The 5433-nt window shown below is 71.9% G+C and carries 7 protein-coding genes; 2 read left to right on the top strand and 5 right to left on the bottom strand.

From position 1 onward, the window contains the following. Positions 1-96 precede the first annotated feature (96 nt). Complete coding sequence (locus LCD31_RS27930; RefSeq protein WP_224963046.1) at positions 97-705, bottom strand: TetR/AcrR family transcriptional regulator; 609 nt, start codon at positions 703-705, stop codon at positions 97-99. 133 nt (positions 706-838) lie between these two features. Between LCD31_RS27930 and LCD31_RS27935 the strand changes: the two genes are divergently transcribed. Next, on the top strand, positions 839-1390 hold the full coding sequence (locus LCD31_RS27935; RefSeq protein WP_224963048.1) for a hypothetical protein: 552 nt from the start codon (positions 839-841) through the stop codon (positions 1388-1390). Positions 1391-1441: 51 nt separating this feature from the next. Here the strand turns inward: LCD31_RS27935 and LCD31_RS27940 are convergent, their stop codons facing one another. The 3 genes from LCD31_RS27940 to LCD31_RS27950 all read right to left on the bottom strand — a co-directional run bounded on the left by LCD31_RS27940 (position 1442) and on the right by LCD31_RS27950 (position 3291). Continuing rightward, positions 1442-2344, bottom strand: coding sequence for a serine/threonine-protein kinase (locus LCD31_RS27940; RefSeq protein WP_224963050.1), 903 nt, complete (start codon positions 2342-2344; stop codon positions 1442-1444). Further along, entirely contained in the window at positions 2341-2529 is a 189-nt protein-coding gene (locus tag LCD31_RS27945; protein WP_224963052.1) for a hypothetical protein, read from the bottom strand. Before LCD31_RS27945 ends, LCD31_RS27940 begins: the two co-directional genes overlap by 4 nt. Before the next feature lie 180 nt (positions 2530-2709). Then, positions 2710-3291 (bottom strand): TetR/AcrR family transcriptional regulator, encoded by a 582-nt coding sequence (locus LCD31_RS27950; protein ID WP_224963053.1) that lies wholly within the window; start codon positions 3289-3291, stop codon positions 2710-2712. A gap of 137 nt (positions 3292-3428) precedes the next feature. On the opposite strand from LCD31_RS27950, the gene LCD31_RS27955 reads away from it, so the two are divergent. After that, positions 3429-4283: an NAD(P)H-binding protein gene (locus LCD31_RS27955; protein WP_224963055.1), complete on the top strand. Its 855-nt coding sequence runs from the start codon at positions 3429-3431 to the stop codon at positions 4281-4283. Positions 4284-4743: 460 nt separating this feature from the next. On the opposite strand, the gene LCD31_RS27960 is transcribed toward LCD31_RS27955, so the two are convergent. Then, positions 4744-4917: a hypothetical protein gene (locus LCD31_RS27960; protein ID WP_224963057.1), complete on the bottom strand. Its 174-nt coding sequence runs from the start codon at positions 4915-4917 to the stop codon at positions 4744-4746. Between the last annotated feature and the right edge of the window lie 516 nt (positions 4918-5433).

Here is a 5433-nt window from a genome sequence, read left to right on the forward strand (position 1 = left end):
ATCCCGGGCCCACCCCGGAATCCCGGGCCCAGCCCGGAATTCCGCCCGGCCGTGGCCGGAGAACACCGTGGCCGGAGAACACCGTGGCCGGAGAACTCAGTGCAGCACGGTGAGCAGTCCTTCGACCCCGCGCTGGAAGGCGGCGCCGACGTTCTCCGCGCCGTCGATGTGCGCACCGGTCATCGCGCCGTCGCGCATCATCAGGAAGTGCCGCGCGGCGTGCTCCGGTTTGCCGCGGCGCGGTGAGCCCCCGAAGACCTGCGCGAACAGCGCGGTGAGCTCGGCGACGTACCAGGCGCGGTGGTCGAGCACGACCTGGCGCACGGGATTGCCGGGTTCGGGGTATTCGTTGGCGGCGTTGAGGAATGCGCAGCCGCGGAATTCGGGCCTGCCGAGGTCGGCGGCGACTCCGTCGCCGATCGCGCGGACCGCGTCGGCGGGGCTCGGCGCGGTGTCGACGGCGGTGCGCACGCCGGCGCGGATGTGCGCGTCGACGTCGCGGAGGTAGGCGAGCACGAGCGCTTCCTTGGAGGGGAAGTGCCGGTAGAACGTGGCTCGCGTGGTCGGCGCTTCGGCGAGGATGCGTTCGACGCCGACGGCCCGGATGCCTTCGCCGTAGAACAGCGCGCTGGCGGTGGCCAGCAGCCGGTCGCGGGCTTCGGACCGGCCGCGCGGATTCGGGTCCTCGGTGCGCGTCGTCGCCATGCGGCCACCGTAGCAGAAAGAACGATCGTTCTTGCATTCTGCGGAGCGGTCTGCCACGCTTCCCCCATCGGGAGAGAGAACGGTCTTTCTTCCTGGGGCTCGATGCGAGCCTCCTCGATGAAGGGAACCCGCCATGACCACCGCCACCGCCCCCGCCGCTTCGACCGGTGTCGCGGCGACGCTGCGCCGCCTCTACTTCGTGCGCTTCGGCTTCGCCCTCGTCTGGGCGGTCCTGGTGTTCTTGACCGCGTCCAGCCTCGGCCCGCTGACGGCGGTGCTGCTGGTGCTGTACCCGGTGTTCGACGTGGCGGCGGCGATCGTCGACGCCCGCTCGTCCCGGGGTTCCGCGGCGGGGCTCTACGTGAACATCGCGATCAGCACGCTGGCCGCGGCCGGTCTGATCGTCGCGCTCACCTCGGGCATCCCGGCGGTGCTGCGGGTGTGGGGCGCGTGGGCGGTCGTGGCCGGTGCGGTGCAGCTCGGGGTGGCCGTGCGGCGGCTTCGGCTGGGCGGGCAGTGGGCGATGATCGCCAGCGGTGGCATCTCGGTGCTGGCGGGAGCCTCGTTCTTCCTGATGGCGGGGAAGCCGGACGCGTCGCTGGCGAACGTCGCCGGGTACGCGCTGCTCGGCGGGATCTTCTTCCTGGTCTCGGCCGTGCGCCTCGGTTCCGCGCCGCGCTCCTGAACCACCGCGGGGAACGGCTCGTTCGATCGCGAGCGGGCCGTTCCCCGCGGGTCAGGCCGCGGGGTCGACGCCGGACCAGGTGATGAGGCGGTCCGCGACCTCGGTGATGGTGGGGCGGGCGCCGGGGTCGGGTGCGAGGCAGGCGTCGAAGGTGCGGGACAGCCGCGCCGGCAGCCGCCGCCGGGTGCGCAGCGGCGGTGGGGCGGACGTGAGCTGCGGGTAGTGCCGCACCCCGTCCGCGCCGCGGTGGTGCGAGTGTTCCGCCCACGGCGGAGCTCCGGACAGCGCCTCCCACAACGTGATCCCGAGGCCCCACACGTCGGTCGCCGCGGTCATCTCCCCGCCGCGCGCCTGTTCCGGCGACAGGTAGTCGAAGGTTCCGGCGGAGCTGCGCTCCCCGATGCGGCAGGCGAGGCTGAGGTCGAGCAGCACGGCCCGGCCGCCGGTGGAGATCACGTTCGACGGCTTCACGTCGAGGTGCGCCCAGCCCTTCCGGTGCAGGTAGCCGAGCGCGGAGCACAGCTGCACGCCGAGGATCGCCGCGTCGACCGGCCGCAGCCGCTCGTGCTCGTCCAGCAGGTGGCTCAGCGTCGCGCCGGGCAGCGTCTCGGTGATCACCGCGGGCCGCTCGGGCTCGCCGCTGAGCAGGGTCTCGTAGCCGCGCACCAGGTTCGGGTGGGTGAGCGACCCGAGCAGCGCCCCCTCCTCGCGCAGCCGTTCGGCGGCGGTCGGGTCGGCGGCGCGCTCGGGGCGCAGCGTCTTGCCGATGCAGCGGCAGTCGCGCTCCTCGCTCCACAGGTCGTAGACGTCGAGGCGATTTCCCCGCCGCAGCAACGAGATCACGCGGTATCCGGGGGCCAGGTGCTCGCCCGGTCCGAGGGCGGGCCCGGGCGGGCCCCAGTCGCCTTCGTCGTAGTACGAGCTGGCTTCTTCCGGGGCCGGTGCAGCGCTCAACTGCGGCTGCGGTGGCGTCGGCGGCCGGATCCGCTGCGGCTGGAGCTGTCGCGGCGACGGCGGCGGTGGTCGCTGCTGGACCCGCTGTGCCCGCGGTGGTGGCGGTGCCGGTCGCTGCTGTCGCGGGAGGAGCGGTGGCTGTGCTTGGCGGGGGACAGCGAGTTGAACAGCTTGCCCAAGTCCATTGTGGACCTCCTGGTGGCGGCCGATGCCGATCTCGGTTTCCGAGATCATCTCCTGCCAGCGTACGCGAGGAACGGGCATACCGGACGGCTCTGGAGCGCCGCTCGCCGCGGGTGAACGGACCGTTTGCCTCGTCTAGTTGGACGAACGGTCCGTTCACTCCTGTCGCGGGTGATGGTGCGTCAGCGTCCGCGGATCCCGTCCAGGAGGTACGTGGTGCGGCGGTCGTAGTCCTCCCGGAGCGGCCGCCGGCCGTGCTTGAGGGCGAGGGCGTTGTCGTGGACGAGCGCGTGCAGGTCGCTCGCCGTGAACTCCGGCCGCAGCGCGCCGGAGGTGCGGGCCGCCGCGACGAGTTCCTCGTTGGCCTCGCTGCCGGCGCGGCAGATCTCCACGAGCTGCGGCGAGTCCGGGTACGCCTGCAGCAGGACGTCGTTGAAGGCGGGCTGGCGGTACTGGAGGTCGCGGATCGCGGTGAGGTAGTGCTCGATCCGCTCACCGGCGTCGTCGATGGCCCGTGCGCGGTCGATGACGGCGGACAGCTCGCTCGTCACGACCTCTTCGATGACGGCTTCGATGAGGCCGATCCGCCCGCCGAACCGGTTGAAGATCGTCGCCTTGCTCACGCCCGCCGCCTTGGCGACCTCTTCCAGCGGCACGGCCAGGCCTCGTCCTCGGAAGGCGCCGATCGCGGCGGAGCGGATCTGCTCGGAGTTGCGCCGGGCGTCGGCGCGCAACTGGGGTTCCGGGGGTACCGCGCCGGGCATCGTCGCCTCTTCCTGTCGCCTTAACTTGACTCTCCTGGTCAGTTTACTTACGGTCGTGGCGGAAGCGAAGCTGACCCCTCGGGTCAACTTGTGCGGAGCGTCGGTCACCGGGGCGGATGCTCGGAAAGGTCGAGAAGATGATCGTTGTCACCGGCGCCACCGGCGGACTGGGAGCTGCCGTCGTCGAGCACCTCCTGGAACGCCTGCCCGCCGAGCGGATCGGCGTCAGCGTCCGCGACGTCACCCGGGCGCGGCACTTCGCCGACCGCGGCGTGCGGGTGCGCCGGGGCTCCTACGAGGACCCGGCCGCCCTGCGCGACTCGTTCGCCGGTGCCGATCAGGTCCTCCTGGTGTCCGGCAACGATCCGGCCGCCGACGTCGTCGGCCTGCACCGCGGTGCCGTCGAAGCCGCGGTCGCGGCCGGTGCTCGGCGGATCGTCTACACGAGCCAGCACGGCGCCGTCCCCGGCAACCCGTACCGGCCCTCGGACATCCACGTCGCCACCGAGGCGTTCCTCGCCGGCTCCGGAGTCGACTGGACCGCGCTGCGCAACGGTGCTTACGGCCCGCTCGACCAGGTCCTGGGCCCGTGGCGGCGGACCGGCGTGATCGCCGGGCCGGACGACGGTCCCGTTGCGTACACCGACCGCGACGAGGTGGCCGAGGCCACCGCGGCCCTCCTCGCCGGTGACCGCGTCCTCGACGGTCCCGCCACCCTCGCCGCGCCGAACGCCGTCACCTTCGACGACCTCAGCCGGATCGTCTCCGACGTCACCGGCCGCACCGTCGAGCGCATCGTCGTGGACGACGAGCGGTGGGTCGCCGACCAGATCGCGGGCGGTGTGCCGGAGCCGGCGGCTCGGCTCCTGCTCACCTACTACCAGGCGGCGCGGGAGGGGTACTTCGCCGAACCGGGCTCGCTGCTGGCCGAACTCCTCGGCCGCGAACCCCGCACCGCCGCGGATCGGCTCGCGGCGGACCTCGCCGCCTGAATCCGAGCTCGGCTCCGGTCGTCTCCTGCCCTCGACCGGTGCGGTGTGCGCGGTGGGGAGCGGCTGCTGCCGCGGAACCCTGGTGGGAGGTGGACGACCCGCGCCCCCGGTGGACGAACGGTCCGTTCACCTCGTCCAGCCCGGAAGCAGGTCGGGGTGAACGGACCGTTTGCCTGATCTGGTTGGTCGTACGGTCCGTTGACTCGGGGGGTCGGGTGGGAGTGAACGGACCGTTTGCCTCATCTAGTTGGTCGAACGGTCCGTTCTTCTCACCGGGGTTTGCTGACGTGTGGCAATGTCCGTGCGGGCGTTCTGACCAGTGCGAATGGTTCTGAGTGGTACTGACTGGAACAGGGGGTTTCCGACCGTCTCACGGCCTGTAGACGGCCTGGGCCGGGCCTGGGTGAAGCCTGCTTGCAGGGGTGGCCCGCCACCTTGTCGGCGGCGGGCCGTGCCCGGTTCAGCGGGTGAGTCGCCGCTCGCCGCGTGCCAGGCGGGGCGGGAACAGGGCGAGCTGTCCCACCGGCCGGGGCGTGGGGCGGCAGTCGTCGCAGAGCTGCGCCAGGTGCTCCCAGCACCGGAACCGCGTCGCGCAGCGGTCGCAGGTACGGACGGCGTGGATGAGGAACTGCACGGTGGCTCCCTGGCGGTGGGGGGGTGCGGCGAACTGATGGCGGAACCACACGAGCCCCGCACAGCGTCAAGCCGCGTCCAGAAAAAGATCTTGGGCGGATCGCTGCCCTACGGGTTGGGGGCGCTGAAGCGGTCCGCCCAAGATGTTTTTCTGCGGCTTGACGCTGTGCGGGGCTCGTGTCGCCATCGGGTCAGTTCGCCGCGCACCACGAACGGAAGCGCGCACCGTGTTCGGCAACTCGCACCGGCGGGCACTGAAGCCGAACCCGGTGCGCTCACCGGCACCGGCGGGTAGTGGCGTCTCTCCCTGCATACGGGGCGGCCTGGTGGCTCCATCCCATCGACCGGGCGCAGCCCGATCAGGCCGGGTCAAGGGGCACCGACCGGCCCGCCGCAGCCCTTCGTCCGGGGCCTGCCCCTTGACGCGGCCTGATAGCCCTTAGAACTGCTAACAGAAGGTTTGGGTGCGTCGGTGTTGGATGAGGCAGGTGGTGAGTTGGAGGAGGCTGTCGTGGAT

It is taken from the genome of Saccharopolyspora sp. 6M, assembly GCF_020176775.1.
GTDB lineage: Bacteria > Actinomycetota > Actinomycetes > Mycobacteriales > Pseudonocardiaceae > Saccharopolyspora_C > Saccharopolyspora_C gregorii.